This is a genomic window from Arthrobacter sp. YD4 (assembly GCF_030410515.1).
Taxonomy (GTDB): Bacteria; Actinomycetota; Actinomycetes; order Actinomycetales; family Micrococcaceae; genus Arthrobacter.
This window is the reverse complement of record NZ_JAUHHD010000004.1, coordinates 336507-363363: the sequence shown is the minus strand read 5'-3', so window position 1 is coordinate 363363 and position 26857 is coordinate 336507. Positions and strand designations below refer to the sequence as shown.

Below are 26857 nucleotides of genomic sequence, written 5' to 3'. Positions count from 1 at the left end.
TCCTGGAAAGCGGCTCCTAGGACGCCGGCCGGCTCCAGCGGTATTCGTTCTCCGGCCGGCCCGGCGCGCCATAGCGGGCCGTGCGGGCGACCGTCCCGGCGTCGGCCAGGTACTCCAGATAGCGGCGGGCGGTCACCCGGGACATGCCCAGGGCCTCCATCACCTCGCTGGCGGACACGGCCCCGGCCTGGCGCTTCATGAACTCCTGCACCGACTCCAGGGTGGAGGAGGCGAGTCCCTTGGGCAGCGGCAGCTCCGAGGGGGCGCGCAGGCTCGCGAACGCCTGGTCCACGTCGCTCTGCGAGGCCCCGGTCCCTGGTCCGCCGGCAGCGGGGGAGGCCAGCTGCTCACGGAACTGCCGGTAACTCCGCAGCTTGTCCGCGAAGGTGGCGAAGGTGAAGGGTTTGATCAGGTACTGCACGACGCCGGTGGCCACGGCGCTGCGGACGATGTTCAGTTCACGCACGGCGGTGATGGCGATGATGTCCGCGAAGAGCCCGGCGGTGCGCATCCGGCGGGCGATGTCCAGACCGTGCAGGTCCGGCAGGTTCATATCCAGCAGGACCAGCTCCACCGGCTGGCCCGCGGCGTTGAGCTCCGTCAGCAGGCGCAGGGCCGACTGCCCGTCCGGGGCGGATCCGGCGAGGGTGAAGCCCTCCAGCCGGCCGATGTACGCGGCGTGCGCGGCGGCCGCGATCGGCTCGTCCTCGACGACGAGCACACGGATCTCATTCATGGTGTCCCTCTGCAATACCGGCCGCCGCGTTCCCCGCGGCCTGCCCCGTCGGCAGGCTGACCCGGAACAGCGCCCCGGCCGGGCTGGTGATTGTCATGGTACCGCCCAGCCGCCGGACCGCCTGCCGGACCAGCGCCAGGCCAAGTCCGCGGCCGAAGGGCCCGGACTCCTTGGTGCTGAAGCCATGCCGGACGACGTCGTCCACCGCCGCCGGGTCGATGCCGGGCCCGCTGTCCTCCACGGTAATCTCCAGAGCTTCCGGCCCGGCGGTGACTGTCAGCTCCACCAGCCGCGGCGGGGGAGCGTCCGCGGCGGCGTCGATCGCATTGTCCAGCAGGTTGCCCAGGATGGTCACCAGGTCCTGCACGGCCAGGCCGGTCACGGCGGTGGAGCCGGCCGTGGTGAGAATCAGCTCCACGCCGCGTTCGTGCGCCTGGGCGGACTTGCCCATCACCAGGGCCGCCAGTACCGGCTCCTCGATGGAGCCCACCAAGTCATCGGTGAGCCGCTGGGACAGCTCCAGATCCTTGGTGGCGAAGTCCAGCGCCTCGGCGTCCCGGCCCAGCTCCATCAGCGAGACGATGGTGTGCAGCCGGTTGGCGTGCTCGTGTGTCTGCGCCCGCAGCGCGTCCGAGAGCGTCCGCATGGTCTCCAGCTCGCTGCCCAGGGACTCGATCTCGGTCCGGTCCCGGATGGTGGCCACCGTCCCGAAGACCGGCCGCCGCGACGACCCCCGCTGCCGCCGGGCCCCCCGCGAGGCTGCCAGCGGCCCCGGAGCGGGACCCACCGCGGGGCCCTGATTGACCACCAGCACGCGCTCGCCGGTGAGGTGGATTTCGTCCTGGGCCAACCGCCCGGACCGGAACAGCTCCCGCAGGCTCGGCGCCAGCGGCAGCTCCGCCAGTGAGGGGGCGTCGGCCGGGCGGCCGACGCCGTCCCGGTCCGCGCTGTGGTTTGCGCCGTGGTCCGCGCCGTGGTTTGCGCTGCGGGTGATGCCCAGGGCGGCACCGCCGTCGGCGTCCACCGCCGCGTCCGCGGGCCGCGGCGGCACGCCCAGCAGCGCCGCCGCCTGGTCGTTGTACATCACCACCCGGCCGCGCGGGTTGATCAGGATCACGCCCTCACGCACCGAGTGCAGCACGGACTCGTAGTAGGCAAACAGCTGGGCCAGCTGCTCCGGGCCCCAGCCCCGGGTCACGCGCCGCAGGTACCGGCCCAGCAGCCAGGACGCCACCGAGCCGCCTGCCAGCAGCGCCGCCGCGATCACCAGCAGGGCCGGCAGCCGGCCGGAGAACGCCACGTCCACCGTTCCCACGGTCACGCCCGCCGCCACCAGCGCCTTGACCGTGCCGTTGGCGTCCTTTACCGGGGCGATCGTGCGCACCGAGGGGCCCAGCGTGCCGGCCATGATCTCCGTGAAGACCCGGCCCTGCAACGCCGCATCGATAGACCCGATGTACGGTTTGCCCAGCTCCTCGTCCCGGGGGTGGGTCCAGCGGGTCCGGTCCGGGGCCATGATCGTGATGAAGTCGGCCTGGGCGTCCCGCATCACCTCCATGGAGTAGGGCTGCAGCAGCGCCGACGGGTTCGGCGCCGCGGCGGCCTGCAGGACCAGCGGGTTGTCCGCCACCGAGGTGGCGATCCCGGCCATCCGCCGCCCGGCCTCCTGGTACGCGTGGTCCCGTGCGTCCACATAGGTGGCGGTCCCGACGACGGCGGTCAGCGCCAGCATGAACAGCAGATGGGCCACGAACAGGCGCCGGGCGATGCTCCAGTGGATCAAAGTGCACCCTCCATGACCAATATGAACGCAACGGTGATGCGCGTCACTCCGTACCCAATGATGGAGGAACACGCAGAAAGGACGGATGCGTCCACGGACAGCATCGACGTCCAGCCTATCCAAGGAGAAATACCATGGCCTCTCAACGAGGAGAGTCAGCGGCAACGGCCGCGGCGCCGGTCAAGCGCAAGGGGCTGGACAAGTCCCACTACCTGTACATCGCGGTCATCGTGGCCGTCGTCCTCGGCGCCGTCGTCGGCCTGATGTTCCCCGAGGTCGGAAAGTCCCTCAAGCCCCTCGGCGACGGGTTCATCAAGCTGATCAAGATGATGATCGCCCCGGTCATCTTCTGCACCATCGTCCTGGGCATCGGTTCCATCGCCAAGGCGGCCACCGTCGGCAAGGTCGGCGGCCTGGCCCTGGGCTACTTCATCGTCATGTCCACCTTCGCCCTGGCCATCGGCCTGGTCGTCGGCAACCTGATCCACCCGGGCACCGGCTTGAAGCTTGCCCCGTACGATCCGAACAAGAAGGCTGCCACGGACAGCACCGTCGACTTCCTGCTCGGCATCATCCCCGGCGACATCCCCGTCCTGCCGACCCTCCTCGCCGCCATCCTGGTCGGCTTCGCGCTGCAGAAGATGGGCACCCAGGGCGCCCCGATCCTCAAGGCCATCGGCCACGGCCAGGCCCTCGTCTTCCGCATCCTGATCATGATCATGTGGCTCGCCCCGGTGGGTGCCTTCGGCGCCATCGCCGCCGTCGTCGGCGCCACCGGCGTCCAGGCCATCATCAGCATGGCCACCCTGATGGTCGCCTTCTACATCACCTGCGCCGTGTTCATCGTCGTGATCCTCGGCGGTATCCTGCAGGTCGTCTCCGGCGTCAACATCTTCCGCCTGATGAAGTACCTGGGCCGCGAATACCTGCTGATCTTCTCCACCTCCTCCTCCGAGGCCGCCCTGCCCCGCCTGATCGCCAAGATGGAACACCTGGGTGTTTCCAAGCCGGTCGTCGGCGTCACCGTCCCCACCGGCTACTCCTTCAACCTGGACGGCACCGCGATCTACCTGACCATGGCCTCCCTCTTCGTCGCCAACGCCATGGGCACCCCGCTGGACCTGGGCGCCCAGGTCTCGCTGCTGATCTTCATGATCATCGCCTCCAAGGGCGCAGCCGGTGTCACCGGCGCCGGCCTGGCCACCCTGGCCGCCGGCCTGCAGGCCCACCGTCCGGAACTGCTCGGCGGCGTCGGCATGATCGTCGGCATCGACCGGTTCATGTCCGAGGCCCGCGCGCTGACCAACTTCACCGGCAACGCCGTCGCCACCATCCTGATCGGCACCTGGGTCAAGGAGATCGACGGCGGCCAGGTGGAGCGCGTCCTCTCCGGTGCCGTCCCGTTCGACGAGCAGACCATGATCGCCGGCCACGTGGCCGGCGAACCGGCCGGCGAAGCGGCCGCAGAGTCCGCCCGCCCGCAGGTGCCGGCCAACGCCTGACCGGCCGCCGCACCCGCAACGCATTACCGCGAAACCGCCCGGACGCCCCGCCGCGTCCGGGCGGTTTCGCATCCCCGGCCCGGCCTCCCCGCGGCAACCCTCGACCTCTACCAGAAGGTCAAGGCGCGCAAAACGGCGGTTGTCAAGGTCCGTCGAATACCGTGTCGGGGGCTGTAACCTTGGGAGGAATAACGATCGCCGCCGACGAACCGCGGCGGGATCGGGCAGCAAATATCACCGTCATCGAAAGTGTGGATAGATACGTGAGCAGCGAACAGGGGTCAGCCACCCTGGAAGGCACCGGACTCGACCCGGACGACGCCGTCATGGGGCCCACCGGGCGTCCCCTGCGGGAGTTCCCTGAGCCCGCGCCGCTGTCCTCCCACGGCCCGGCCCGCGTCATCGCCATGGTGAACCAGAAGGGCGGCGTCGGCAAGACGACGTCCACCATCAACCTGGCCGCGGCCCTGGCCGAGTACGGCCGCCGCGTCCTGCTGGTGGACTTCGACCCGCAGGGTGCGCTGTCCGCCGGCCTCGGCACCAACCCGCACGAGCTGGACCTGACGGTCTACAACGTCCTGATGGACCGCAAGGTGGACATCCGCGACGCGATCCAGAAGACCGGCGTCGAGAACGTGGACCTGCTCCCGGCCAACATCGACCTCTCCGCCGCAGAGGTGCAGCTGGTCAACGAGGTGGCCCGCGAACAGGTCCTGGACCGGGCACTCAAAAAGGTCGAAGACGACTACGACGTCGTCCTGATCGACTGCCAGCCCTCCCTCGGCCTGCTCACGGTCAACGCCCTCACCGCCGCCCACGGCGTCATCATCCCGCTGATCTGCGAGTTCTTCGCCCTCCGCGCCGTGGCGCTGCTGGTCGAGACCATCGACAAGGTCCAGGACCGGCTCAACCCCCGCCTGCAGGTCGACGGCGTCCTCGCCACCATGTACGACGCGCGGACCCTCCACGGCCGCGAGGTCATCGCGCGGCTGGTCGAGGCCTTCGGCGACAAGGTCTTCGAAACCGTCATCAAGCGCTCCATCAAGTTCGCCGACGCCACCGTCGCCGCTGAACCGATCACCAGCTACGCCGGGAACCACGCCGGCGCGGACGCGTACCGCCGCCTGGCCAAGGAACTGATCTCGCGCGGCGGCGCGCCCTAGGCACCGTGACGGCGACGCTCACCGCGCCGGAGGAGCTGTCACCGGCGGCGAAGAAGCCCGGCTTCGAGGTCCGGCTGGCCAACTTCACCGGCCCCTTCGACCTGCTCCTGGGCCTGATCTCCAAACACCAGCTGGACATCACCGAGGTGGCGCTGGCCACCGTCACCGATGAGTTCATCAAGTACACCCGGAAGCTCCAGGAGCAAGGGGAGGACTGGGCCCTGGACGAGGCCAGCGAGTTCCTGGTGGTGGCCGCCACCCTGCTGGACCTCAAGGCCGCCCGGCTGCTGCCCGCCGGCGAGGTCGAGGACGCCGAGGACGTGGCGCTCCTGGAAGCCCGGGACCTGCTGTTCGCCCGGCTGCTGCAGTACAAGGCCTTCAAGCACGTCGCCGGCCTGCTCGGCGCCACCCTGGAACAGGAGGCGCAGCGCTACCCCCGCCAGGTGGCCCTCGAGGAACACTTCGCCGCGCTGCTGCCGGACCTGGTCTGGAAGCACACCCCGGCCCAGTTCGCCGCCCTCGCCGGCGCCGCGCTGACCCCCAAGGCCGCCGCACCCACCGAGGTGGGCCTGGCGCACCTGCACGGCAGCCCCGTCAGCGTCCGGGAACAGGCCGAGATCCTCGGGCTGCGCCTGCGGCAGGGCCGGCCGCTGACCTTCCGGGCCCTGACCGCCGACGCCGAATCCACCCTGGTGGTGGTGGCCCGCTTCCTGGCCCTGCTGGAGATGTTCCGCGACAAGGCGGTCTCCTTCGACCAGCTGCAGCCCCTCGGCGAACTCTCCGTGCACTGGACGGCCGCCGACCCCGAATGGAACAGTGCGGCCCTGAGCGAGGAATACGAGGACCAGCCATGACCACCGGACCAGAGACTCGCCCCGGACCGGCTGGCACCCCCGCCGGACAGCCGGACCCGGGAACCCCCGACGTCGCGGATCTTCCCGGCGGCATCCGCGCCGCGCTGGAGGCCGTGCTGATGGTGATCGACGAACCGGCGACGGCGGCGCGGCTCGCCGCGGGCCTCGGCCAGCCCGTCGACGTCGTCGAGGACCTGCTCGAGGACCTGCGGCGGGAGTATAACGGCTATACTGGAAGTTCCCCGGATGTGGCCACAGCCCCCCGGGGTTTCGAATTGCGGAACATCGCCGGTGGCTGGCGGATCTATTCCCGGGCCGAATTCGCCGACGTGGTTGGCGGATTCGTCCTTGAAGGCCAGACGGCCAGGCTGACGCAGGCGGCGCTCGAAACGCTCGCCGTGATCGCCTACCGGCAGCCCGTATCCCGGGCCAGGGTCTCGGCAATTCGAGGCGTCATTGTCGACTCCGTGGTGCGGACGCTCGTGCAGCGCGGACTGATCGAGGACTCGGGACATGATCCCGAATCCGGGGCAGTCCTCTACCGCACCACCTCGTATTTCCTGGAACGGATGGGGATCGGGTCGGTGGCGGAACTGCCCCAGCTCTCCCCGCACCTTCCCGGACTCGAGGGCATCGCGGAGTACTACGACGCCGGACGCATGTAAGAGCACCACACACCAGCGGGCAGCCACGCAGCCTGCGCACAGATTTCACCACAACGAAGGACGGGTCATGACACAGGCGGGACGCCAGGGTTCACCACGTAACGGTTCGGGACGGACCGGAGCCGGCAACAGGGCCGGACACAACACACCGCGCAGCCAGGGAGCCGGCGGCGCCGGCCGCGGCCAGCGCGACGCCGGCAAGGGCGGCTTCTCCGGCGGAGCCGACCGCGGCTTCAAGCGGCCCAAGCCGCGCGAGGAAGCCTTCATTGACCCGGACCTGAACCCGGGTCCGGCGGAGCCGGCACAGCGCGGCGGCAAGCCCGCGGCGAAGAAGCCTGGAGCCCGCAAGCCCGGCGCCGGCAAGGCGCCGGGCACCCCCGGCGCCCTGAAGCCCAAGGCCCGCATCGGGGCCGGCGCCGCCAAGGCCACCGGCTCGAAAGCCTTCGGCAGCGAACGCTTCGGCCAGAACCTCGGCCCGGTCCGCAAGCCCACCCGCAAGCGCGGCCCGCGCGGCGCCGTGCCGCAGTCCGAGCTGCACGATGCCGACGGTGTCCGCCTGCAGAAGGTCATGGCCTCCGCCGGCGTGGCCTCCCGTCGCGTCTGCGAAGAGATGATCGCCGAGGGCCGGGTCGAGGTGGACGGCCGCGTCGTCACCGAACTGGGCATGCGGGTGGACCCCGCCACCTCCGTGATCCACGTCGACGGCCTGCGCATTCAGCTGGACGAAAACATGGTCTACATGGTCTTCAACAAGCCCAAGGGCGTTGTCTCCACCATGGAAGACCCGGACGGCCGGCCGTGCATCAGCGACTTCGTCCGCAACCACCACGGCGAGCGGCTCTTCCACGTGGGCCGGCTGGACGTCGCCACCGAGGGCCTGCTGCTGCTGACCAACGACGGCGAACTGGCCAACCGGCTGACGCACCCCTCCTACGAGGTGCCCAAGACCTATCTGGTCCAGGTCCGCGGCCCGTTCCCGCAGGGCGTCGGCGCCCAGCTGAAGGCCGGCGTCGAGCTGGAAGACGGCATGGCCTCGGTGGATTCGTTCCGGCTGGTCGACTCCACCCCGGGCCACGTGCTGATCGAGGTGGTCCTGCACTCGGGGAAGAACCGGATCGTTCGCCGCCTCTTCGACGCCGTCGGTTTCCCCGTGCTGCGCCTGGTCCGCGTCAAGGTCGGCCCCATCGGCCTGGGCGACCAGCGCCAGGGCAGCATCCGCAACCTCGGCAAGCAGGAAGTCGGCCACCTGCTGGCATCCGTGGGGCTGTAGGCATGTCCGCTTTCCGCACCCACGGCCGCGGGCACCTCAACGGCCCCGTGGTCGTCGTGGGCACCGGGCTGCTGGGCACCAGCATCGGGCTGGGCCTGCGCGGCCGCGGCGTCCCGGTGTACCTGACCGACCCCTCGCCGACCAACCAGGCCGTCGCCGTCGACATCGGCGCCGGCCTGCCGCTGGAGCGGCTCGAGGGGGAGGCCCCGGAGCTCGTCGTCGTGGCGGCCCCGCCGGACGTGACGGCCGACGTCGTCGCCCGCGCCCTGGCGGACTACCCCGACGCCACCGTGGTGGACATCGCCAGCGTCAAGGCGGGCATCCAGGCAGAGCTCCGCGACCGCGGGGCCGACCTGGGCCGCTACGTCGGCACCCACCCGATGGCCGGCCGGGAGAAGTCCGGGCCGGTCGCCGCGCGCGGGGAACTCTTCACCTCCATGCCGTGGGTGCTGTGCCCGACGCCGGAGACCCGGCCTGAGGCCCTCACGACGGCGCGCGCGCTGGCGGGCGACCTCGGCGCCGTCGTCGCCGAATTCGATGCCCAGGAACACGACGACGCCGTGGCGCTGGTCTCACACCTGCCCCAGGTGATGTCCTCGTTGCTGGCCAGCCGGCTGCAGGGCACGCCCCTGCACGCTCTGTCCCTGGCCGGGAACGGGCTCCGGGACACCACCCGGATCGCCGCGAGCGACCCGACGCTGTGGGTGCAGATCCTCGGCGCCAACGCCGGGCCCATGGTGGGGCTGCTGCACGGCGTCCGGGAGGACCTGAACCGCCTGATTAGCACGCTGGAGAACCCCACCGCGCCGGGCGCGCGGCTGGACCTGGCGCAGCTGATCAGCGAGGGCAACGCCGGCCAGGCCCGCATCCCGGGCAAGCACGGCGGGCCGCCGCAGGCCTACTCCTGGCTCACCGTCCTGGTGGACGACACGCCGGGGCAGATCGCCCGGCTGCTCACCGAGATCGGCGAGATCGGTGTCAACCTCGAAGACCTGCGCCTGGACCACTCGTCCGGCCAGAACGTGGGCATGGTGGAGATCTCCGTCCTGCCCAACAAACACGAAATGCTCATCGAAGCCCTCAACGACCGCGGATGGCGGGTACTCCAGTAATGACCCAGGAAACAGCAGCAGTAGCGACGGACGTGGTCCGTCCCGGCAAGAGCCTCGTCGTCGCCATTGACGGGCCCTCCGGGTCGGGCAAGTCCAGTGTCAGCAAGGAGGTGGCCCGCCGGCTCCGGCTGGCCTACCTGGACACCGGCGCGATGTACCGGGCCCTGACCTGGTACTGCCTCGACGCCGGGACCGACCTGGCCGACGGGCAGGCCGTCGAGGACGCCGCCGAGGTCCTGGATCTGGACATCAGCACCAGCGCGGGGGAGGAGTACGTGCGCGTGGGCGGCGTGGACATCACCGACGCCATCCGTGAACCCTCCATCTCCGCCGCGGTCAGCGCCGTCGCCACCAACCTGGGCGCCCGCACTGAACTGATCCGCCGCCAGCGCGCACTGATCGACAAGCACCACCGCCGCATGGTGGTGGAGGGCCGGGACATCACCACTGTCGTCGCGCCCAACGCCGAGGTGCGGATGCTGCTGACCGCCAGCGAGGAGGCCCGGCTGCGCCGCCGCGGCCTGCAGCTGGGCGGCACCCAGAACGCCGAGCAGCTCGCCGCCCAGGTGACGGCGCGGGACGCCAAGGACTCCACCGTGGTGAACTTCACCCGGGCCGCCGACGGCGTGGTGACCCTGGACTCCTCGGATCTGGACTTTGAGCAGACCGTCGACGCGGCCCTCGGGATCGTGCGGCGGGTCGTTGAGCACGCGCCCTTCACCCGTGACTGAGCGCGTGGCCGCGGTCCCCGGACGCCTGTTCCTCACCGGGACCATGGCCTGGAGCCGCCCCGTGGGGTGGGCACTGGACCACCTGGTGTACCGGACCACCGTCACGGGACGGGCCAACGTCCCGCAGGCGGGCCCGGTGATCTTCGCCGGGAACCACATCAGCTACCTCGACGGGCCGGTGATGTTCGGTGCCGCCCCGCGGCCGATGCACATCCTGGTCAAACAGGAGATGTTCGGCGGGATCCTGGGCCGGGTGCTCACCGCGGCGGGCCAGCTGCCCGTGGACCGGTCCGGGGACCGGGCGGCGCTGCAGCGCGCCAAGGCCATCCTGGACGCCGGATCCTGTGTGGGCATCCTCCCCGAAGGCACCCGGGGCAGCGGCCAGGCGGCGGCGATCAACAACGGGGTGGCCTGGCTGGCGCTGAACTCGGCGGCCACCGTCATCCCGGTCGCCATCCTCGGAACCCGCACCGGCGACGAACACCTCAACACCGTGCCCCGCCCGGGCCGCCGGCTGCACGTCAGCTTCGGCCCGGCGCTGACCGCGGACCGCAGGCCGGGGGAGACCGGGCGTGCTTCAATGGACAGGGTGGGAACCGGGATCCGTGCTGCGCTGGCGCGGCACGTCCAGGACACCATCCAGGCCAGCGGACACCGCCTGCCCGACGCGGAAACAGCACGCGCCGGATCAGCAGCACCGCAATCAGAAACACCGCATGAACGCCAGACAGCAGTAGCCGGAGAGCCGGCAGATCACCACCTAAGGAAAGTGCAATGAGCGATACGACTCAAACCTCCGGCAACTTCGGCGCCGGCGAAGACGAATACACGCCCACCGGCACGGACCAGGTGGCGGAGAACCTCGCCGCCCTGGACGACGACGAGGCCGACCTCCGCGCCGCGTCGCTGCGCGCCGGCCTGGAGGACTACGAGCTCGACGAGGACGACGCCGCGCTGCTTAGCGGCGACTTCGAGGACGAGGACTTCGACGGCCCGCTGAAGCTGGACCCGGTCCTGGCCATCATCGGCCGCCCGAATGTGGGCAAGTCCACGCTGGTCAACCGCATCCTGGGCCGCCGCGAGGCCGTCGTCGAGGACACCCCCGGCGTCACCCGCGACCGCGTCATGTACTCGGCGCACTGGAACGGCCGCAACTTCACTCTGGTGGACACCGGCGGCTGGGAGCACGACGCCCGCGGCATCCACGCCCGCGTCGCCGAGCAGGCCGAGATGGCCGTGGAGCTGGCCGACGCCGTGCTCTTCGTGGTGGACTCCGCCGTCGGCGCCACCGCCACCGACGAGGGCGTCATGAAGATGCTCCGCAAGTCCAAGAAGCCGGTCATCATGGTGGCCAACAAGGTGGACGACTTCGCCCAGGAAGCCGACTCGGCCGCGCTCTGGGGCCTCGGCTTCGGCGAGCCCTACCCGGTCTCCGCCCTGCACGGCCGTGGCGTGGCAGACCTGCTGGACCACGTGATGGATGTCCTGCCCGAGTTCTCCACCATCGAGGGCCTGGAACGCAGCGGCGGCCCCCGCCGCATCGCGCTGATCGGCCGCCCGAACGTGGGCAAGTCCTCGCTGCTGAACAAGCTGGCCGGCTCCGAGCGCGTCGTCGTGGACAACACCGCCGGCACCACCCGCGACCCGGTGGACGAATTCATCGAGCTCGGCGGCCGCACCTGGCGCTTCGTGGACACCGCCGGCATCCGACGCCGCCAGCACATGGCCCAAGGCGCCGACTTCTACGCTTCCCTGCGCACCCAGAGCGCGCTCGAAAAGGCCGAGGTCGCCGTCGTGCTCCTCGCCGTGGACGAGGTCCTCAGCGAGCAGGACGTCCGCATCCTGCAGCTGGCCATCGAATCCGGCCGGGCACTGGTGCTGGCGTTCAACAAGTGGGACCTGCTGGACGACGAACGCCGGATCTACCTTGAGCGCGAGATCGACCGCGACCTGGCCCACGTGGCCTGGGCCCCCCGGGTGAACATCTCCGCCAAGACCGGCTGGCACAAGGACCGCCTGGTTCCCGCCCTGGACACGGCGCTGGAAAGCTGGGACAAGCGCATCCCAACCGGCCGGCTCAACGCCTTCCTCGGCGAACTCGTCGCGGCGCACCCGCACCCGGTCCGCGGCGGCAAGCAGCCCCGCATCCTCTTCGGCACCCAGGCCTCCAGCCGTCCGCCGAAGTTCGTCCTCTTCACCACCGGGTTCCTGGACCCGGGCTACCGCCGCTTCATCACCCGCCGCCTGCGTGAAACCTTCGGCTTCGAGGGCACCCCGATCGAGGTCAATATGCGGGTCCGGGAAAAGCGCAGCAAGAAGCGTTAATTCGGCCACACCGGAGGGAAAAGTGCCCGTGGCGGCGGCGAAATGTCACGGGCACCCTCCGGGATCGTGTAAGCTTTTCAAGGTGGTTCGGCCGGACTGCTCAGTGAATACGGCAGGGAGAAATCCCTCCGGAGCCACGGAGCGGAGAACGACGGAACCAGCGGGCTGTAGCGCAGCTTGGTAGCGCACTTGACTGGGGGTCAAGGGGTCGCAGGTTCAAATCCTGTCAGCCCGACCAACAGAAAAAACCCCGTCCTTGCCGGAAACGGCAGGGGCGGGGTTTTCTGCTTTCCCGGGTAACCCGCCGCGGCGCGGGCTGCTACGGGGGCCGGTTACTTCAAGAAGCGCGAGGTGCGCCGGTCCGCCAGGATCTTCCCCTTCGTCTGGCAGGTGGGGCAGTACTGCAGGGCCGTGTCCGCGAAGGAGACCTCCCGGACGGTGTCCCCGCAGACCGGGCAGGCCTCCCCGGCCCGGCCGTGAACCCGCAGGTGGGTCCGCTTCGTGTCCTTGAGTTCGGCGGGCGGCTTTCCGGCTGCCTCCGCCACGGCCGCGCCGAGCACCTCATGGATCGCCCGGTAGAGGCGTTCGACGGCGTCGCGGTCCAGGGACGCGGCGATCGCGAACGGGGAGATCCGTGCCGCGTGCAGGATCTCGTCGCTGTAGGCGTTGCCGATCCCGGCCATAATGCTTTGGCTGCGCAGCACCCCCTTGACCTGCTGGGAGTGGGCGGCCAGGATCGCCGCGAGCGATTCGACGTCGAAATCCTTGCCCAGCGGGTCCGGCCCCAGCGCCGCGATCCCCGGAACCTCGGCCGGGTCCCGGACCAGGTACACGGCCAGGCTCTTGCGGGTCCCCGCCTCGGTCAGGTCCACGTCCACGGGACCGGCGCCGCCGGTCAGGGACAGCCGGACCGCGATGTGCCCGCCGCCGCGCTTGAGTACGGCCCCGGTGGGGGCCTCCGTCACCCGGACCCAGCCGGCGCGGGCGAGATGGAAGACCAGGAACAGCCCGTCCGCCTCCACCGCCACGAACTTCCCGTACCGCCGGACGCCCGACACCGTGCGGCCCTCGAGCGCGCTGATCGGGGGATCGGCGGTCTTCAGCACGGCGAAGGAGACCACCTGGATGCCGGCGACCTCGCAGCCGGCCAGGCGGGCGGCGAGGAAGTCCGCCAGCGCCGCGACTTCGGGCAGTTCAGGCATACGCAAACACGTTCCGTTCCGGTGCAGGGGCGGCCATGGCCCCATCATGCCAGAGACCTCCCGGGCCGGTGCCGATATGCCTATACTTTCAGCGGCGGCCCGTTCCTCCGGCCGCCGCATCTCCAGCGCTGGACCCAGTGATTGACCCTAAAGATTGACCCGCAGTGCTTGACCTGTAGTGCTTGACCCGACGAAAGGCCCGTCATGAGCATCATTCCCGAAGACCTCTCCTACACCGCCGAACACGAGTGGGTCACCGCCCCCAACGCCGACGGCGTCGTCCGGGTGGGCATCACGGATTTTGCCCAGGACGCCCTCGGCGACGTGGTCTACGCCCAGATGCCGGAGGTGGGCACCAAGCTCACCGCCAATGACGTCGTCGGCGAGGTCGAATCGACCAAGAGCGTCAGCGACATCTACGCCCCGGTCAGCGGCGAAGTGGTGGCCCGCAATGAGGCGCTGGACACCGATTCGGCCCTGATTAACTCCGATCCTTACGGCGAGGGCTGGCTGCTGGAAATCAAGCTGGCCGAGGCCGACGCGGTCGAGTCGCTGCTCAGTGCATCGGAGTACGAACAGCAGGTAGGCTAAAGGCAAGGCCGCCCGGCCCTGCCGCTGGAGACAGCTGCCGGACGGCGGACCGACTACCGGATCTGCCAGGCTTTTCCGGACGGCATGCGTTGTTTGCAGGGGGGAACCTGCAACGAATCAGGAGGATTCAATGGTTGGGCACGGACAGAACGACACCGGTGAATACGGCACGGGTGGAGTGAAAGCCTCGGAGACCACCTCGATCCACCTCACCCCGGTCCGCGACGAGCCGACGATCGCCCCGAAGGTTTCGACCGAGGAGCGCACCGCGATCGAATCGCTGCCGGCAGGTTCGGCGCTGCTGATCGCGCACAGCGGTCCCAACAGTGGTGCCCGCTTCCTGCTGGACTCGGACGTCACCACCGCCGGCCGGCACCCCGACGCCGACATCTTCCTCGATGACGTCACGGTGTCCCGCCGCCACGTCGAATTCCGCCGCACGGCCCGCAGCTTCGAAGTGGTGGACACCGGCAGCCTGAACGGCACCTACGTCAACAACGACCGCGTCGACGCCGTGGAACTCAAGTCCGGCAACGAGGTGCAGATCGGCAAGTTCCGCCTGACCTTCTACCTGAGCCCTGTCCGCACCGCAGGCAACGTCTGATATCGGAGTACTTTCCGGTGGCCATGGCACAAGCCGAACGGCGCGGACCCCAGGTTTTGAACATCGGGGAGGTCCTGGGGCAACTCAGTGACGACTTCCCGTCCATGACCGCGTCGAAAATCAGGTTCCTTGAGGAAAAGGGACTCATCAACCCGCAGCGGACCCCCGCGGGGTACCGGCAGTACTCGGAGAACGACGTCGAGCGGCTCCGTTTCGTGCTGGCGCTCCAGCGCGACCAGTATCTGCCGTTGAAGGTGATCAAGGATTACCTCGACGCGATCGACCGCGGCGAACGCCCGGACAACCTTCCGCCCGGCGTCACCGTCTCGCCGCGGATCGTCTCCGACGAGCTCGCCTCCGAGCTGAACAACCGGGTGCGCCGGCTCAGCGAGGAACAGCTGCGGACCGAATCCGGGGCGAGCGTCCCGCTGTTGGAGTCCCTGCTGAGCTACGGGCTGATCGGCCACGTCAACGGCCAGTTCGACGAGCACGCCCTGCAGGTGGCCAAGGCCTGCGTCCAGCTGGAAAGCCACGGCCTTGAGCCCCGCCACCTGCGCCCCTTCCAGGCCGCCGCGGACCGGGAGTTCGGCCTGGTGGAACGCGCCGTCGCCACCCTCACGTCCCGCAAGGACGCCGCCTCGCACGCCCGCGCCGCCGAGGCGGCCCGGGAAATCAGCGACCTCTGCCTCTCGCTGCACCGGGCTCTGGTCCAGGACCGCATCTCGAGGATGGACATCTGATGATTGAGGTCGAGATCGTAGGCGTTCGGATCGAACTGCCCTCCAACCAGCCGCTCGTGCTGCTCAAGGAGATGCACGGCGAACGGCACGTGCCGATCTGGATCGGCACCCCCGAGGCCAGCGCCATCGCCCTGGCCCAGCAGGGCGTCGTCCCGCCGCGGCCGATGACCCACGACCTGCTGATCGACGTCGTCGAGGCGCTCGGCCACACGATCGTCAGCGTCAACATCGTCGCCGTGGAGGATAACGTCTTCTACGGCCAGCTGCAGTTCGAGGACGGCACCACGGTCAGCTCCAGGGCGTCCGACGCCCTCGCCCTGGCGCTGCGCGCCAAGTGCCGGATCTGGTGCGCCGACGCCGTCATGGATGAGGCCGGCGTGCGGATCACCGAGCATGATGAGGGTGAGGACACGGAGCCGGGTCCCGCCGTCGACGAAGAGGGGGAGATGCGCCGCTTCCGGGAATTCCTGGACGACGTCGAACCCGAGGATTTCGCGGGCTGACCCCGCCGAAGTCTCAAGTTGAGGTCGAAACTTTCGACACGCCCCGGCTATAGCCCCAACGTCTTTGACCTGAGGGGCCGGTCAGCCTAACGTCAGAGATACAAGTTCCCATTGCAGACAACAGGTGCGCACGTCACACTGGACTGAGCAGCCGGACCCGAACGGCGCGGATCACTCCCGCGCCGGGACGGCCCGACGGCGGCAGGAAAGCGCGCTAAGGCTGTAATTCCCCGCGGGAGCTCAGAATGAGGAGGATCCACGTGAGTCCGAAAGGCGACGCAGGCGAGCTCAAGCAGGCTTCGACGGCAGGTGTTGCCGTGCCCGCTACCGGCGCGCAGGGCCTGCTCTTCACCGAGGACCTCCCCGTCCTGGACGAAGATGCCGGCTACCGCGGACCGACCGCCTGCAAGGCCGCCGGTATCACCTACCGCCAGCTTGACTACTGGGCCCGCACCGGACTGGTGGAACCCGCCGTCCGCGGCGCCGCCGGTTCCGGCTCGCAGCGGCTCTACGGCTTCCGTGACATTCTGGTCCTCAAGGTCGTCAAGCGTCTCCTGGACACCGGAGTGTCCCTGCAGCAGATCCGCACCGCCGTCGAACACCTGCGTGAACGCGGTGTGGAGGACCTGGCCCAGATCACCCTGATGAGCGATGGCGCCAGCGTCTACGAATGCACCTCCGCCGACGAGGTCATCGACCTGGTCCAGGGCGGCCAAGGCGTCTTCGGCATCGCCGTCGGCCGGGTCTGGCGCGAGGTGGAGGGCAGCCTCGCGGCCCTTCCCAGCGAGCACGCCGCCGACCAGTCCTTTCCCGACGACGAACTGAGCAAGCGCCGGGCGGCCCGCAAGACCGGCTGATTCTTTCCCTTCAGACACAGAAGCGCGGGGCCACCAGGTGGCCCCGCGCTTCTGTCGTTTAATCGGCCCCGGCGGGCCAAACGTCAGCGGCTGCTGCGGGACCGGGCCCGGCCCGCGCCGACGAGTTCGCCACGGTTGCCCAGCAGGTTCGCCAGCAGTTCGTCGAAGAGGCCGGCGGCGTTCTTGGCCGAGTCGCCCGGCCAGGAGTGCACGGCGTGGGCGGCACCCTGGATCTGCTGCCAGTTGGCCTGTTCCGGGATGTGCGGGGTGAGCAGCAGTTCGCCGAACATCGAGTCCATCTCGGAGAGGCGGAAGGCGTGCTCCGCCGAGCCCGAGCGGACCCGGTTGGCGACGATGCCGGCCGGCATCAGCCCGGGGGCAAACTCCTGGCGGAACAGCTGGATGGCGCGCATGGTGCGCTCGGTGCCGGCCACGGAGAAGAGGCCGGGTTCGGCCACCAGGGCCACCTTGTCGCTGGCGGACCAGGCCATCCGGGTGAGGCCGTTGAGGGACGGCGGGCAGTCGATCAGGACCAGCTCGTACCGGTCGGCGCCGGCCAGGACGGTGGAGAGGCGGCGCAGGTCGCGGCGGCCCAGGTCCGGGCGGTCGTAGATGCCGGTGTAGGCGGAGCCGACGGCGACGTCCAGAATGGATTCTTCGCTGTTGCCGGCACGGGTTCCGGCGGTGGAGTTGCCGCGCTCCAGCCAGCCGCTGGGGACCACGTTCTCGGCCAGGCGGGCGCGGCGCGGGGACTTCAGCATGCGGCCGATGTCCAGCTGCTCGCCGGCGCGGACGCCCAGGGCGGTGCTGGCGTCGGCGTGCGGGTCAAGGTCGACCACCAGGGTGGGGATGCCGGCGGCGAGGGCGGCCGAGGCCAGTCCGGTGGTGACCGATGTCTTGCCGACTCCGCCTTTGAGGCTGCTGATGCTGACTACGTGCACTTGAAAACCAATACCTAACGCCGGTTGCCGAGACTGGGTCATGCCGGCCCGTGCGTTCCTCCGGGCCGGGGCGGACATGCGCCACCCACCTACCCATCATAGGCGGCGGCGCACAATAAACCCGCCTCATCCACCCCGGCAGAGGCGGAAGTCCGGTCCCTCGGGCCGCGCCGCAGCCCACGGATGAGTCCGTGCCCCGGGCCGTGTCTGCGCTGCTGCCCGGCCGCGGAACAACCCCGTGTCGGAGGGCGGCGGACGCCGTCTGCCGCTTCCCGGGCACATGACGGATAATTCTGTGATGACGGCCACAATGATTTGTGTTGGCCGCCACCGTCTTAGAAACTGTGACCACTTACCGAACCGCCCGCGAAGATGCAGGGAGAAGTATGTTTTCCAAGATTCTGGTGGCTAACCGCGGCGAAATCGCGATCCGCGCCTTCCGTGCCAGCTACGAGCTGGGAGCCAAGACCGTTGCGGTGTTTCCCACCGAGGACCGCAACTCGATCCACCGCCAAAAGGCCGACGAGGCTTACCTGATTGGCGAGGAGGGCCACCCGGTCCGCGCCTACCTCGACGTCGACGAGGTGGTCCGGGTCGCCAAGGAGGCAGGCGCCGACGCCATCTACCCCGGCTACGGCTTCCTCTCGGAAAACCCCAACCTGGCCCGGGCCGCCGCGGACGCCGGAATCACCTTCGTGGGCCCGCCCGCCGAGGTCCTGGAGCTGGCCGGCAACAAGGTGGCCGCCCTGGAGGCCGCCCGCAAGGCCGGCGTCCCGGTCCTGAAGTCCAGCAAGCCGTCCAAGGACGTCGACGAACTGATCGCCGCCGCGGATGAGATCGGTTTCCCCGTCTTCGCCAAGGCCGTCGCCGGCGGTGGCGGCCGCGGCATGCGCCGCGTCGACACCCGGGAGGCGCTGCCCGAGGCCCTGCAGGCCGCCATGCGGGAGGCGGACGCCGCATTCGGCGACCCCACCATGTTCCTGGAGCAGGCCGTCCTGCGGCCCCGCCACATCGAGGTGCAGATCCTGGCCGACGCCGAAGGCAACGTCATGCACCTGTTCGAGCGCGACTGCTCCATCCAGCGCCGCCACCAGAAGGTTATCGAGATCGCCCCGGCACCGAACCTGGACGAGGGCATCCGCCAGGCCCTCTACCGTGACGCCGTGAAGTTCGCCAAGGCCCTGAACTACGTCAACGCCGGCACCGTCGAATTCCTGGTCGACACCGTGGGGGACCGGGCCGGCCAGCACGTCTTCATCGAGATGAACCCGCGCATCCAGGTCGAGCACACCGTGACCGAGGAAGTCACCGACGTCGATCTGGTCCAGGCCCAGCTGCGCATCGCCTCCGGCGAGACGCTCGCGGACCTCGGCCTCTCGCAGGACACCGTCCGGCTGCGCGGCGCCGCCCTGCAGTCCCGCATCACCACCGAGGACCCGGCCAACGGCTTCCGGCCCGACGTCGGAAAGATCACCGGCTACCGCTCCGCCGGCGGCGCCGGCGTCCGGCTCGACGGCGGCACCGTGTACTCCGGGGCCGAGATCAGCCCGCACTTCGACTCCATGCTGGTCAAGCTCACCTGCCGCGGCCGCGACTACCCGACCGCCGTCGCCCGCGCCCGCCGGGCCCTGGCCGAGTTCCGCATCCGCGGTGTCTCCACCAACATCTCCTTCCTCCAGGCCGTCCTGGACGACCCGGACTTCATCGCCGGCGACGTCGCCACGTCCTTCATCGACGAGCGTCCCGAGCTGCTCAAGGCCCGCGTCTCCGCGGACCGCGGCACCAAGCTGCTGACCTGGCTGGCCGACGTCACCGTCAACAAGCCCAACGGCGAGCTGACCGTGCACACGGACCCTGCCGACAAGCTGCCCGCGCTGCCCGATGCCGAGGCCCGCCCCGGCTCGCGCCAGCGGCTGCAGGAACTCGGTCCGGAGGGCTTCGCCCGCGCCCTGCGCGAGCAGAACGAAGTCGCCGTCACGGACACCACCTTCCGCGACGCGCACCAGTCGCTGCTGGCCACCCGGGTGCGCACCCGCGACCTCGTCGCCGCCGGCCCCGCCGTGTCCAAGCTGCTGCCCGAGCTGCTCTCGGTCGAGGCCTGGGGCGGGGCGACCTACGACGTCGCCCTCCGCTTCCTCGGCGAGGACCCCTGGGACCGGCTTGCGGCCCTGCGCAAGGCGCTGCCCAACGTCTGCCTGCAGATGCTGCTCCGCGGCCGGAACACGGTGGGCTACACCCCGTACCCGGAGGAGGTGACGGTGGCGTTCGTCAACGAGGCGGCGAAGACGGGCATCGACATCTTCCGCATCTTCGACGCCCTCAACGACGTCAACCAGATGGCCCCGGCCATCCGCGCCGTCCGCGACACCGGGACCGCCGTGGCCGAGGTGGCGCTCTGCTACACCTCGGACATGCTTGATCCCGAGGAGAAGCTCTACACCCTGGACTACTACCTGGAGCTGGCGCAGAAGATCGTCGACGCCGGGGCGCACATCCTCGCGATCAAGGACATGGCCGGCCTGCTGCGTCCGGCAGCCGCGGCCAAGCTGGTCACCGCCCTGCGGGAACGCTTCGACCTCCCCGTCCACCTGCACACCCACGACACCGCCGGCGGTCAGCTGGCCACCCTGATGGCGGCCGCGGACGCCGGGGTCGACGCCGTCGACGTCGCCTCTGCCTCCCTGGCCGGCACCACCAGCCAGGTGGCCGCCTCCGCCCTGGTCGCGGCTCTCGCGCACACGCCGCGGGACACCGGCCTGGACCTGGACAGCGTCTGCTCCCTGGAGCCCTACTGGGAGGCCGTCCGCCGCGTCTACGCCCCGTTCGAGTCGGGCCTGCCCGGCCCCACCGGCCGGGTCTACCAGCACGAGATCCCCGGCGGCCAGCTCTCCAACCTGCGCCAGCAGGCCATGGCGCTGGGCCTGGGTGAGCGCTTCGAGGCCATCGAGGACATGTACACCGCGGCCGACCGCATCCTCGGCCGGCTCGTCAAGGTCACGCCCTCCTCCAAGGTGGTGGGCGACCTCGCCCTGCACCTGGTGGGCCTCAACGCCGACCCGGCTGACTTCAACGAGAACCCGCAGAAGTACGACATCCCGGACTCGGTGATCGGCTTCCTCTCCGGCGAACTCGGCGACCCGCCCGGTGGCTGGCCGGAACCGTTCCGCACCAAGGCCCTGCAGGGCCGCAGCGTCAAGGTCCGGGACGTGGAGCTCAGCGCCGAGGACAGCGCCGCGCTCAAGGGCGACTCAAAGACGGTGCAGCAGACCCTCAACCGTCTGCTCTTCGCCGGGCCCACCAAGGACTACCAGAAGAGCGTCGAGACCTACGGCAACCTCTCGGTCCTGGATACCCGCGACTACCTCTTCGGCCTGCAGCGCGGCGCCGAGCACGAGATCGAGCTGGAGAAGGGCGTCCGCCTGATCGCCTCGCTGGAGGCCGTTTCCGAACCCGACGAGAAGGGCATGCGCACCGTGATGTGCACCCTGAACGGCCAGTCGCGGCCCGTCGTGGTCCGCGACCGGTCCGTGGTCAGCAACGTCAAGGCCGCCGAGCGCGCCGATGCCTCCCAGCCGGGCCAGGTGGCAGCACCGTTCGCCGGCGCCGTCACCCTCACCGTCAAGGCCGGGGACAAGGTCAACGCCGGCGACACGGTGGCCACCATCGAGGCGATGAAGATGGAAGCCTCCATCACGACGCCGGTGGCCGGCACCGTGGCACGGCTGGCGGTCAGCGCCGTCGAACAGGTCCAGGGCGGGGACCTGCTGCTCGTCATCGGGGAGTAGGACCCACGCATTAGAAAGGGCTCCTCCGGCTGACGCCGGGGGAGCCCTTTCTGGTTTCTGGTTGCCGGTTGCTGGCCACCGGCTGCCGTGGCCGGTGCGCTCGCGGCTCAGGCGTGCGTGGGGCGCTTGGCCGCGTACATCTCCTCGATGACGGCATCGAAGTCCTTGAGGACTTGGGCGCGCTTGACCTTCATCGAGGGGGTCAGGTGGCCCGAGGCCTCGGTGAAGTCCGAGGGGACGATCCGGAAGGACTTGATCGCCTCGGCCTGGGAGACCGACTGGTTGGCCCGGTTGATCAGCTCCTGGACCGCGGCCTGGACCGCCGGGAGCTCCGCGGCCTCGGCCACGCCGGACGCGGACAGGTTGTGGCGCTGCAGCCAGCCCGGCAGGGCCTCCTCGTCCAGGGTCACCAGGGCGCCGATGAACGGGCGGTTGTCGCCCACCACCAGCACCTGGGAGACCAGGGCGTCGGCGCGGATCTGGTCCTCGAGCAGTGCCGGGACCACGTTCTTGCCGCCGGCGGTGACGATGATTTCCTTCTTCCGGCCGGTGATGGTCAGGAAGCCCTGGTCATCGAGCTGGCCGATGTCGCCGGTCCGGAACCAGCCGTCTATGAACGCCTCATCCGTCAGGTCCGGCCGGTTGAAGTAGCCGCGCATCACGCAGACGCCCTTGGCGAGGATCTCGCCGTCGTCGGCGATCTTCACCGCGTTGCCCGGGATGGGCGCCCCGACGGTGCCGATCTTGATCAGCGAGGGCGTGTTGACGGTGACCGGGGCGGTGGTCTCGGTCAGGCCGTAGCCCTCGAGGATCTGCAGGCCGATGCCCTGGAAGAAGTGGCCCAGCCGGGCGCCCAGCGGGCCGCCGCCGGAGACCGCGTGGGCCACTTGGCCGCCCATGGCGTCGCGGAGCTTGCCGTAGACCAGCTTGTCGAAGAGGGCATGCTTGGCGCGCAGTACCAGCCCCACCTTCCCGTCCTGCCGGGCCCGGGAGTATGCAATGGCGGTCTCGGCGGCGCGGTGGAAGATGGCGCCCTTGCCGCCGTCCTCGGCCTTGGTCAGGGCCGAGTTGTAGACCTTCTCGAAGACCCGGGGGACGGCCAGGATGAAGGTGGGCCTGTAGCTCTGCAGGTCCGGCAGCAGGTTCTTGATGTCCGGGGTGTGTGCCACGGTCACGCCGGCCGCCACGGCCAGGACCGAGATGAACCGGGCGAAGACGTGCGCCAGGGGCAGGAACATGATGGTGCGGGCGTCCTCGTTGACGGTCAGGCCCAGGGAGGTGGCCAGCACGTTGTCGGAGAGTTCCACGAAGTTGCCGTGGGTCAGCTCGCAGCCCTTGGGCCGGCCGGTGGTGCCCGAGGTGTAGATGATGGTGGCCAGGTCGGCGAGTCCGGCGCTTGAGCGGCGCTGCTCCAGCTCCTCGTCGCTGATCCCGGCGCCGGCGGCGCGGACCTCGTCCAGGGCGTCGCCCTCGAGCTGCCAGACGTGGCGGAGTGCGGTCAGGCCCTCGGAGGTGGCGGCCTGGCGGATGATGTCCTCGTGGTGGGCGGACTCGCCGAACGCGGCGACGGCGCCGGAGTCGCCGAGATTCCATGCGACCTGGGAGGGGGAGGAGGTCTCGTAGATCGGCACCGACACGGCTCCGGCGAACCAGATCGCGAAGTCGATCAGGGACCATTCGTAGCGGGTGCGGGACATGATGCCCACCCGGTCGCCGGCGCCCACACCGCTGGCCATCAGGCCCTTGGCGAGGGCGGAGGCGTCGGCCAGGAACTCGGTGGCGCGGATGTCCTGCCACTGCCCGGCGGCGTCGAGCCGGGAGAACAGTGCCGGGTTGGACTGCTTCGCCGCCTGGCGCAGCACCAGGTCGGTGATGTTTGTCTCCGGCGGGACGGTGACCAGGGGCGGGACAATGATTTCTCGCACGATAGCTCCTTTGATATCCGTAAACCCCCGAGGGGTACGACTAAGACTAGTACGCGGCCTTGGTACGGGTGTGGCGCACTTCACCTACTGGCCAGTAACTTTACGGCCGTCGGGGGCCTAATGCCACCCGGCGGGCCTCCCGGCGGGCCGCGCCGCCCCGGGACGGTGGGGCGGCTGGCCCTAGAATGAGGAGCGATGCACACTCCACTTCCGGGCCCGCAGCCGGCCCCGTCCCGCCGGAGCCCCATGTGGCGGCACCGGACCACACGCCGCCCGGGCGCCGAGCCGGCAGGCCGCTTCCGCGAACACCTGAGGCTGGGCCGCAAGGGCCTGGCGATCGGCATCGACATCGGCGGCACCAAGGTGGCGGCCGGCGTGGTCGACGCCGAGGGCAGGATCCTCAAGGAGGCGCGGCGGTCCACCCCCGGCAACGACCCCCGCGCCGTGGAGCAGGTGATCGTGGAGCTGGTCGAGGAGCTGGGCCAAGGGCACCGGATCTGGTCCGTAGGCATCGGTGCCGCCGGCTGGATGGACCTCGACGGCGCCACCGTGCTCTTCAGCCCCCACCTCGCCTGGCGGAACGAGCCGCTGCGGGAGAACCTGCAGCGGCTGCTGCGCCGGCCGGTGCTGCTGACCAACGACGCCGACGCCGCCGGCTGGGCCGAGTGGCGCTTCGGCGCCGGCCGCGGGGAGGACCGGCTGGTCTGCATCACCCTGGGCACCGGCATCGGCGGGGCGATGGTGATGGACGGCCGGCTGGAACGCGGACGCTTCGGCGTCGCCGGCGAATTCGGCCACCAGATCATCCAGCCCGGCGGCCACCGCTGCGAATGCGGAAACCGGGGCTGCTGGGAACAGTACGCCTCCGGGAATGCGCTGGGCCGCGAGGCCCGTGAACTTGCCGCCGCCAACTCCCCGATGGCGCAGGAACTGCTCAAGGCCGTCGGCGGCCGCGTCGGGGATATCACCGGCGTCACCGTGACCGAACTGGCCAAGGCCGGGGACCCCACCGCCCGGGAACTGCTGGAGGACGTGGGCGAGTGGCTGGGCCTGGGCCTGGCCAACCTGGCCGCCGCCCTGGACCCGGGGACCTTTGTGATCGGCGGCGGGCTCTGCGATGCCGGCGAGCTGCTCGTCGGCCCGGCCCGCACGGCCTTCGCCCGCAACCTCACCGGGCGGGGCTTCCGCCCGGCGGCCCGGATCGAGCTCGCGGCGCTCGGCCCCAACGCGGGCCTGATCGGCGCCGCCGACCTGTCCCGGGTCAGCAGCCGGATGCGGAGCTAGCGGTACCGCTCCGGGGCACGTCAGACCCGGGCGCCGTCGTCGTACTCGTCTTTTTCGTGCGGAAGCTTGGTGATCAGGTAGACCACGGACACCGCGAACGCGGCCACCATGCCGATGATCGCCAGCAGCGGGGCCGAGCGCCAGAACATCACCGAGAGCAGCAGGGCAATCGGACCGCCCACCGCGCCGATCCACGCCAGCATGGTCAACGGGTCCGTGTCCGAGAGCTTCGGCGGCTCCTCCGGCACGAACTCGCCGTCCCCGTCGTCGTCGGCCTCGTAGTCCCGCGGCCCTCTGCCCGCCGCGCCGCGGGCAGCGGGGGCAGACCCCGGGGCTGATCCGGGTCCCGGCGCGGCCAGGCCCAGCGGGTCGAAGTCGCTGAAGCGCCGCGGCCCGGCAGGATCCCCGCCGGTGCCGGCGCCACCCTTGCCGGCTCCGTCTCCGTCCGTCTTTTCCCCGCCGGTCCCGTCCCCGCCAGTTTTTCCCCCGGCTGTCTCTTCTCCGCCTGTCTTTTCCCCGCCTGCGACGGGTTCCGGCGTCAGGCCCGAGTCGGTCTGCTCCAGCCGCGCCACCAGGTCCAGCCAGACGGCATCGTCCTGGTTCGCGCCGGAATCCGGGTCCGGGGACTTGGGATCGGAATGCGTCATCTGCCGTTTCTTCCTTGGCTGCTGCTGGCGCCCGGTTCGTGGGCTGCCACGATCGAGCGGATGAATTCGGCCGTGCCGCTGAAGATCTGCGGCGCGTCGTTGTCCATGGTAGCCACGTGGTAGCTGTTCCTCAGCGGCACCACCTCCAGCGGGGCGTTGGCCAGTCCACGGCGCAGCGCCGTCATGCTGGCCTCCGAGACCACGTGGTCCACCGTGGAGCGGTAGGCCCGCACCGGGGCGGTGACGCGGGGGAGCAGCCGCACCGTGTCCTTGAACATCTTGTTCAACTCGTAGGCGGCCGCCACCGGGGTGCGGGCGTAGGCGCCCTCGTCGACGCCTTCCTTGAGGATGTCCCCGGCGATCGCCGGTGTGCTCTTGAGGACGAAGCGCACGAAGCCGGCCAGCGGGGCGCGGGGATCGTCGATCACCAGGCCCGGGTTGACCAGCACGGCGCCCGCCACCGGGTGGGTGGCGGCCAGCCGCAACGCCAGCGCCCCTCCCATCGAGAGTCCGGCCACCACCACGTGGTCGCATTCTTCCGCCAGTTCCAGGTAGGAGGCCTCCAGGCCGGCGTGCCATTCCTGCCAGCGCGTCCGGGCCAGCTCCTGCCAGCTGGTGCCGTGGCCCGGCAGCAGCGGCATCCGCACCGCGTAGCCTTCCCGCGCGAGGGACTCCGCCCACGCCCGGACACCGTGCGGGCTGCCGGTGAAGCCGTGGGACACCACCACGCCGACGCTCGGGCCCTCCCCGCTGAAGGGGTGGCTGAACGGCGAGTGGTCGGGCGCTGGCGTCATGGCTGCTCCGGGGTTCCTGAGGGGGCGGGGGTGTGGTCCTGGAAGAAGCGTAGCGAGCGTTCGAAGATCAGTGGCGCATCGACATCGAGGGTCGCCACGTGTCCGATGTCCGGCAGCCGCACCACCTCCGGTGCGGACGGACCCAGCCGGCGCTCGAGCAGGGCCAGCGAGGAGGCCGGCACCACGGCGTCGGTGTCCGATTTGAACACCAGGGCCGGCGCGGTGACCGAGGGCAGTTCCCGGAGCGTAGTCGAGAAGAGCTTGCGCAACTGGTGTACGGCCTGCAGCGGCGTGAGCGAGTAGTCGCCGTCGTCGGTGGCGGCCGCCGTCGACTCCGCCTCCTGCAGCGGAACGGTGGTGCGCTGCAGATATTTGAGGACGCCGACGTAGCGGACGCGCCGGTCGTAGAAGCTCAGCCCCGGGTTGACGACGGCGACTCCGGCCACCGGGTTCCGGGCGGCGGTGCGCAGCGCGATGGTCCCGCCCATGGACAGGCCCGCGACGAAGCAGGTACCGGTGGTGGCGGCCAGTTCCCGGTAGGCATCCTCGAAGGCGCCGTACCATTCCAGCCAGCTCCGGCGCGCGAGATCCCGCCAGTTCGTGCCGTGTCCGGGAAGCAAGGGAACGCTCACCGCGTAGCCAGCGGCGGCAAGGTGTTCGGCCCACGGCAGCACGCTCAGCGGGCTGCCTGTGAAGCCGTGGCAGATGGCCACGCCGGTGCGCGCGTTCGCGCCGTGGCCGGGGTAGGAGAAAGCGGCAGGCCGGGAGGAGGTACTGCTGTCGCTCATGAGCCCATCGTGTCACTGTTCGGGACAAAACTCACTAGAGTAGGGTGTCATTGAA

24 protein-coding genes and 1 tRNA gene are annotated in these 26857 nt (G+C 70.1%); 17 read left to right on the top strand and 8 right to left on the bottom strand.

Annotated elements, in window-relative coordinates:
• Window positions 1-16 precede the first annotated feature (16 nt).
• Window positions 17-736 (bottom strand): response regulator, encoded by a 720-nt coding sequence (locus tag QWJ39_RS12840; RefSeq protein ID WP_290258229.1) that lies wholly within the window; start codon window positions 734-736, stop codon window positions 17-19.
• Window positions 729-2519, bottom strand: coding sequence for an ATP-binding protein (locus QWJ39_RS12835; RefSeq protein ID WP_290258228.1), 1791 nt, complete (start codon window positions 2517-2519; stop codon window positions 729-731). Before QWJ39_RS12835 ends, QWJ39_RS12840 begins: the two co-directional genes overlap by 8 nt.
• 134 nt (window positions 2520-2653) lie before the next feature.
• Between QWJ39_RS12835 and QWJ39_RS12830 the strand changes: the two genes are divergently transcribed.
• The 10 genes from QWJ39_RS12830 (at window position 2654) to QWJ39_RS12785 (ending at window position 12379) form a co-directional block, all read left to right on the top strand.
• A complete protein-coding gene (locus QWJ39_RS12830; protein ID WP_290258227.1) occupies window positions 2654-4021 on the top strand; it encodes a cation:dicarboxylase symporter family transporter in 1368 nt (455 codons plus the stop codon).
• 263 nt (window positions 4022-4284) lie between these two features.
• Window positions 4285-5184: an AAA family ATPase gene (locus QWJ39_RS12825; RefSeq protein WP_290258226.1), complete on the top strand. Its 900-nt coding sequence runs from the start codon at window positions 4285-4287 to the stop codon at window positions 5182-5184.
• Window positions 5185-5189: 5 nt separating this feature from the next.
• Complete coding sequence (locus tag QWJ39_RS12820) at window positions 5190-6038, top strand: ScpA family protein (RefSeq protein ID WP_290258225.1); 849 nt, start codon at window positions 5190-5192, stop codon at window positions 6036-6038.
• The gene (locus QWJ39_RS12815; RefSeq protein WP_290258224.1) at window positions 6035-6703 is read left to right on the top strand and encodes an SMC-Scp complex subunit ScpB; all 669 of its coding nucleotides are present in this window, start codon (window positions 6035-6037) and stop codon (window positions 6701-6703) included. The genes QWJ39_RS12820 and QWJ39_RS12815 overlap by 4 nt, the downstream gene beginning before the upstream one ends.
• Before the next feature lie 67 nt (window positions 6704-6770).
• On the top strand, window positions 6771-7973 hold the full coding sequence (locus QWJ39_RS12810; RefSeq protein WP_290258223.1) for a pseudouridine synthase: 1203 nt from the start codon (window positions 6771-6773) through the stop codon (window positions 7971-7973).
• 2 nt (window positions 7974-7975) lie between these two features.
• Window positions 7976-9085 carry a prephenate dehydrogenase gene (locus tag QWJ39_RS12805; RefSeq protein ID WP_290258222.1) on the top strand — a complete coding sequence of 370 codons (1110 nt, stop codon included), beginning with the start codon at window positions 7976-7978 and terminating at the stop codon, window positions 9083-9085.
• Window positions 9085-9816, top strand: a complete 732-nt coding sequence (gene cmk / locus QWJ39_RS12800; RefSeq protein ID WP_290258221.1) for a (d)CMP kinase — start codon at window positions 9085-9087, stop codon at window positions 9814-9816. Before QWJ39_RS12805 ends, cmk begins: the two co-directional genes overlap by 1 nt.
• A 43-nt stretch (window positions 9817-9859) precedes the next feature.
• On the top strand, window positions 9860-10594 hold the full coding sequence (locus tag QWJ39_RS12795; protein WP_290258261.1) for a lysophospholipid acyltransferase family protein: 735 nt from the start codon (window positions 9860-9862) through the stop codon (window positions 10592-10594).
• Window positions 10591-12141 (top strand): ribosome biogenesis GTPase Der, encoded by a 1551-nt coding sequence (der, locus tag QWJ39_RS12790; protein ID WP_290258219.1) that lies wholly within the window; start codon window positions 10591-10593, stop codon window positions 12139-12141. Before QWJ39_RS12795 ends, der begins: the two co-directional genes overlap by 4 nt.
• Before the next feature lie 161 nt (window positions 12142-12302).
• Window positions 12303-12379 (top strand) — tRNA-Pro (locus tag QWJ39_RS12785).
• A gap of 94 nt (window positions 12380-12473) precedes the next feature.
• Here QWJ39_RS12785 and QWJ39_RS12780 read toward each other — a convergent pair.
• Window positions 12474-13343, bottom strand: a complete 870-nt coding sequence (locus QWJ39_RS12780; protein ID WP_290258218.1) for a DNA-formamidopyrimidine glycosylase family protein — start codon at window positions 13341-13343, stop codon at window positions 12474-12476.
• 204 nt (window positions 13344-13547) lie between these two features.
• Here QWJ39_RS12780 and gcvH point away from each other — a divergent pair, with 204 nt between their 5' ends.
• The 5 genes from gcvH (at window position 13548) to QWJ39_RS12755 (ending at window position 16638) form a co-directional block, all read left to right on the top strand.
• The gene (gcvH, locus tag QWJ39_RS12775; protein ID WP_290258217.1) at window positions 13548-13934 is read left to right on the top strand and encodes a glycine cleavage system protein GcvH; all 387 of its coding nucleotides are present in this window, start codon (window positions 13548-13550) and stop codon (window positions 13932-13934) included.
• Window positions 13935-14064: 130 nt separating this feature from the next.
• The gene (locus QWJ39_RS12770; protein ID WP_290258216.1) at window positions 14065-14538 is read left to right on the top strand and encodes an FHA domain-containing protein; all 474 of its coding nucleotides are present in this window, start codon (window positions 14065-14067) and stop codon (window positions 14536-14538) included.
• A gap of 23 nt (window positions 14539-14561) precedes the next feature.
• Window positions 14562-15278, top strand: coding sequence for a MerR family transcriptional regulator (locus tag QWJ39_RS12765; protein WP_290258215.1), 717 nt, complete (start codon window positions 14562-14564; stop codon window positions 15276-15278).
• Window positions 15278-15781 (top strand): bifunctional nuclease family protein, encoded by a 504-nt coding sequence (locus QWJ39_RS12760; RefSeq protein ID WP_290258214.1) that lies wholly within the window; start codon window positions 15278-15280, stop codon window positions 15779-15781. The genes QWJ39_RS12765 and QWJ39_RS12760 overlap by 1 nt, the downstream gene beginning before the upstream one ends.
• A gap of 260 nt (window positions 15782-16041) precedes the next feature.
• Entirely contained in the window at window positions 16042-16638 is a 597-nt protein-coding gene (locus QWJ39_RS12755; RefSeq protein ID WP_290258212.1) for a MerR family transcriptional regulator, read from the top strand.
• 83 nt (window positions 16639-16721) lie between these two features.
• On the opposite strand, the gene QWJ39_RS12750 is transcribed toward QWJ39_RS12755, so the two are convergent.
• Window positions 16722-17579 carry a ParA family protein gene (locus QWJ39_RS12750; protein WP_290258211.1) on the bottom strand — a complete coding sequence of 286 codons (858 nt, stop codon included), beginning with the start codon at window positions 17577-17579 and terminating at the stop codon, window positions 16722-16724.
• A gap of 386 nt (window positions 17580-17965) precedes the next feature.
• On the opposite strand from QWJ39_RS12750, the gene QWJ39_RS12745 reads away from it, so the two are divergent.
• The gene (locus QWJ39_RS12745) at window positions 17966-21364 is read left to right on the top strand and encodes a pyruvate carboxylase (protein WP_290258210.1); all 3399 of its coding nucleotides are present in this window, start codon (window positions 17966-17968) and stop codon (window positions 21362-21364) included.
• Window positions 21365-21471: 107 nt separating this feature from the next.
• Here the strand turns inward: QWJ39_RS12745 and QWJ39_RS12740 are convergent, their stop codons facing one another.
• The gene (locus QWJ39_RS12740) at window positions 21472-23289 is read right to left on the bottom strand and encodes an AMP-dependent synthetase/ligase (RefSeq protein ID WP_290258209.1); all 1818 of its coding nucleotides are present in this window, start codon (window positions 23287-23289) and stop codon (window positions 21472-21474) included.
• A 195-nt stretch (window positions 23290-23484) separates the two neighbouring features.
• On the opposite strand from QWJ39_RS12740, the gene QWJ39_RS12735 reads away from it, so the two are divergent.
• Window positions 23485-24573: an ROK family glucokinase gene (locus QWJ39_RS12735; RefSeq protein ID WP_290258208.1), complete on the top strand. Its 1089-nt coding sequence runs from the start codon at window positions 23485-23487 to the stop codon at window positions 24571-24573.
• A gap of 20 nt (window positions 24574-24593) precedes the next feature.
• On the opposite strand, the gene QWJ39_RS12730 is transcribed toward QWJ39_RS12735, so the two are convergent.
• From QWJ39_RS12730 to QWJ39_RS12720, 3 genes are read right to left on the bottom strand one after another with little or no spacing between them, the layout of a single operon-like run.
• Window positions 24594-25220, bottom strand: a complete 627-nt coding sequence (locus tag QWJ39_RS12730; protein WP_290258207.1) for a hypothetical protein — start codon at window positions 25218-25220, stop codon at window positions 24594-24596.
• The gene (locus QWJ39_RS12725; protein WP_290258206.1) at window positions 25217-26014 is read right to left on the bottom strand and encodes an alpha/beta fold hydrolase; all 798 of its coding nucleotides are present in this window, start codon (window positions 26012-26014) and stop codon (window positions 25217-25219) included. Before QWJ39_RS12725 ends, QWJ39_RS12730 begins: the two co-directional genes overlap by 4 nt.
• Window positions 26011-26802, bottom strand: a complete 792-nt coding sequence (locus tag QWJ39_RS12720; RefSeq protein ID WP_290258204.1) for an alpha/beta fold hydrolase — start codon at window positions 26800-26802, stop codon at window positions 26011-26013. Before QWJ39_RS12720 ends, QWJ39_RS12725 begins: the two co-directional genes overlap by 4 nt.
• Window positions 26803-26857: the final 55 nt, after the last annotated feature.